The 2,213-nt window shown below is 40.2% G+C and carries 5 protein-coding genes; 4 read left to right on the top strand and 1 reads right to left on the bottom strand.

The features are described from left to right. Window positions 1–160: 160 nt before the first annotated feature. Complete coding sequence (locus C200_RS15285; protein WP_155276065.1) at window positions 161–340, bottom strand: phosphatase; 180 nt, start codon at window positions 338–340, stop codon at window positions 161–163. A 46-nt stretch (window positions 341–386) separates the two neighbouring features. Between C200_RS15285 and C200_RS00515 the strand changes: the two genes are divergently transcribed. From C200_RS00515 to C200_RS00500, 4 genes are all read left to right on the top strand, one after another. Further along, a complete protein-coding gene (locus C200_RS00515; RefSeq protein ID WP_016212235.1) occupies window positions 387–752 on the top strand; it encodes a hypothetical protein in 366 nt (121 codons plus the stop codon). Between the two features lie 300 nt (window positions 753–1,052). Further along, window positions 1,053–1,436, top strand: coding sequence for an HNH endonuclease (locus C200_RS00510; RefSeq protein ID WP_033923624.1), 384 nt, complete (start codon window positions 1,053–1,055; stop codon window positions 1,434–1,436). Between the two features lie 87 nt (window positions 1,437–1,523). Continuing rightward, a complete protein-coding gene (locus C200_RS00505) occupies window positions 1,524–2,003 on the top strand; it encodes a P27 family phage terminase small subunit (protein WP_016212234.1) in 480 nt (159 codons plus the stop codon). 3 nt (window positions 2,004–2,006) lie between these two features. Next, window positions 2,007–2,213, top strand: a 207-nt coding sequence (locus tag C200_RS00500; RefSeq protein ID WP_016212231.1) for a hypothetical protein, incomplete at its 3' end; no start/stop codon positions are given.

Below are 2,213 nucleotides of genomic sequence, written 5' to 3'. Positions count from 1 at the left end.
ATGGAGTGCTAAGCACGGGGTGAGTAGGCCGAGGTAGGTTCGGGTTTTTAGCAGAGCGGAGTTGCGAAAGACCGTTAGGTCTGTAGCAAGCGTAACGAGTGTCTAAAAATCTATACGAACCGTAGAGTCATGTGAGAGCACAGTGGTGGAGTGTGCCGATTCAAGGCACGCAACGCTGTGTGACGCGGACAGCCGAGGGTTTATAGTCGTCGCGTTTTGCTCGGCGATTTTGCATCATTGGATGTGCAAAATACCTACCGAGGTAGCGACGCTTACGGATTAAAAAAAAGCTAGAAACTCTTATCCCCTTTAAAGTTAAAGAGTCAAGCCAGCTTAACACCCCACTCGAGGAATTTAATAAACTTTGTGAGCTTAGACACGCTATTGTGCACAGTGCAGGGCTGCTAGCAGCAAAAAATTCTGCTAATTTGGAGTTGCCAACTTTTAAAGGTCAAACTAAAGTAGATTTAGGTTTCGCTGAACTCCAAGATGCTGCCGCAGTATGTACTTCTTTAGTATGTACATTAAATATAGAGTTATTTGAGGATATTTCTATGAGATGGCTTGATAAATGGGAAAAGACTCTTGAATATAAAAATAGTGATAAAAATAAGCTTTTTAAAAAAGTATGGACTTTATTCTATTCAAATTTTGACTCAAATAATGGCAGTATTACATCTCCTTGTTCAATGGTTAAGGTTCGAAATAAAATTAAATCATCTAGGATTAAAAATCGAAAACATGTTAGCTAGTAACTTTATATCTTAGTAAGGGTCCATTTATATTTTTTATGTCTATCTTTAGACCTTATTAATATATTTCTAAAAAAGTATTGTTTTATCATGATAAAAACTGTAACCTTCAGGTAAGCTAGTTATTTTCATGTCTAGCTTGTACATTTAATTCCTTTAAGACCTGTTAAGGTCTTTTTTTATATCCGAATGATGAGATTATCAGAGATTAGTTTTTTAGTCGTTCTTGCCCTTCTATTAGCTAGTCAATGTTATGGCTTGGCTTTTTTCTTAATTATTGTTTGTTTGTGAGATTACACATTGCCTAGACGTGCGAAACAGATTTGTTGTTATGCCGGATGTCATAACACAACCTATGCACGCTACTGCGAATACCACGAACAACACGGCAATCGATACCATGCCCCACGCAAAACAACTGCCCAGCGCGGCTACGGGGGGCGGTGGCAACGTGAACGTAAGATATTTTTACAAGACCATCCGCTGTGCAAACAGTGCTTACAAGATGACAAATTAATCCCAGCGACTGAAGTGGATCATATTAAACCGCATGATGGTGATCATGATTTGATGTGGAACCAGAGCAATTGGCAAGCGCTGTGTAAGTCCTGTCACTCACGTAAAACAGTGAATGAAGACGGTGGTTTTGGTCGTAAAAAATCACCCCAGGGGAGGGGTGTATAAAATGTCTATGACCTTTGTTTCCTGACCACCCGCCTAGTCAAATTTATGCACCCGCGAAACAGAAAGTAAAAAGTTGGAGTTTAAAAAATGGGAGTAAAAGGCTCTGGAAGAAAGCGAAAACCCACGCGATTAAAGAAAATAACCGGTAATGCAGGTAAAAGAAAATTAAATCACTATGAGCCTGAATTAATTGAAGGCAGGGCAGCTTGTCCACATTATTTTAAAGGTGAAGCTGCAAAAGCTTTTCGGTTTGCAGTTGATTGTTTAGAGAATATGCAAATTAAAACCGCAGCATTTCAGCTTATGCTTGAGTCATTTGCTTTTTCTTATGGGGAATGGCGAGCTTTGTCTGAACTTGTTGATCAGCATGGTCGAACCTTTGAAACGATTACGCAAGCAGGGGATACCATGTACCGCAGCCGTCCCGAAGTGGCTCAACGCAATGAAGCCTGGAAACAAGTCAAAGCTTCATTAAGTGAATTAGGGCTAACACCGACGGCAATCAGTCGGCTCAATGCTCAAGTATCCAACACGATAGAATCAGAAATAGATCAAATTTTGGATTAACTTATGCTTAAAAGCGACCCGGTAAAAACCGCCCTAAACTACTGCGACGATGTATTAAGCGGCCGCGTGATCGCTTGTGATTATGTAAAAAAAGCCTGTCAGCGCCATTTAAACGATTTAAAGTATGCTCGTGATCGTGGTTTTTACTTTGATAAAGAAGCCGCGTGTAAAGTCGTTAGATTTTTTAGCTACTGCAAGCACAGCAAGGGT

Origin of the sequence: Piscirickettsia salmonis LF-89 = ATCC VR-1361, from assembly GCF_000297215.2 — a bacterium.
Taxonomy (GTDB): Bacteria; Pseudomonadota; Gammaproteobacteria; order Piscirickettsiales; family Piscirickettsiaceae; genus Piscirickettsia; species Piscirickettsia salmonis.
Note: the sequence above shows the minus strand (reverse complement) of the source record. Positions and strands in the feature narration are given on the sequence as shown.

What these genes read in the sequence shown, in the direction of transcription:
- C200_RS00505 (WP_016212234.1), top strand. Translation starts at nt 1,524, where the DNA reads ATGGGAGTAAAAGGCTCTGGAAGAAAGCGAAAACCCACGCGATTAAAG.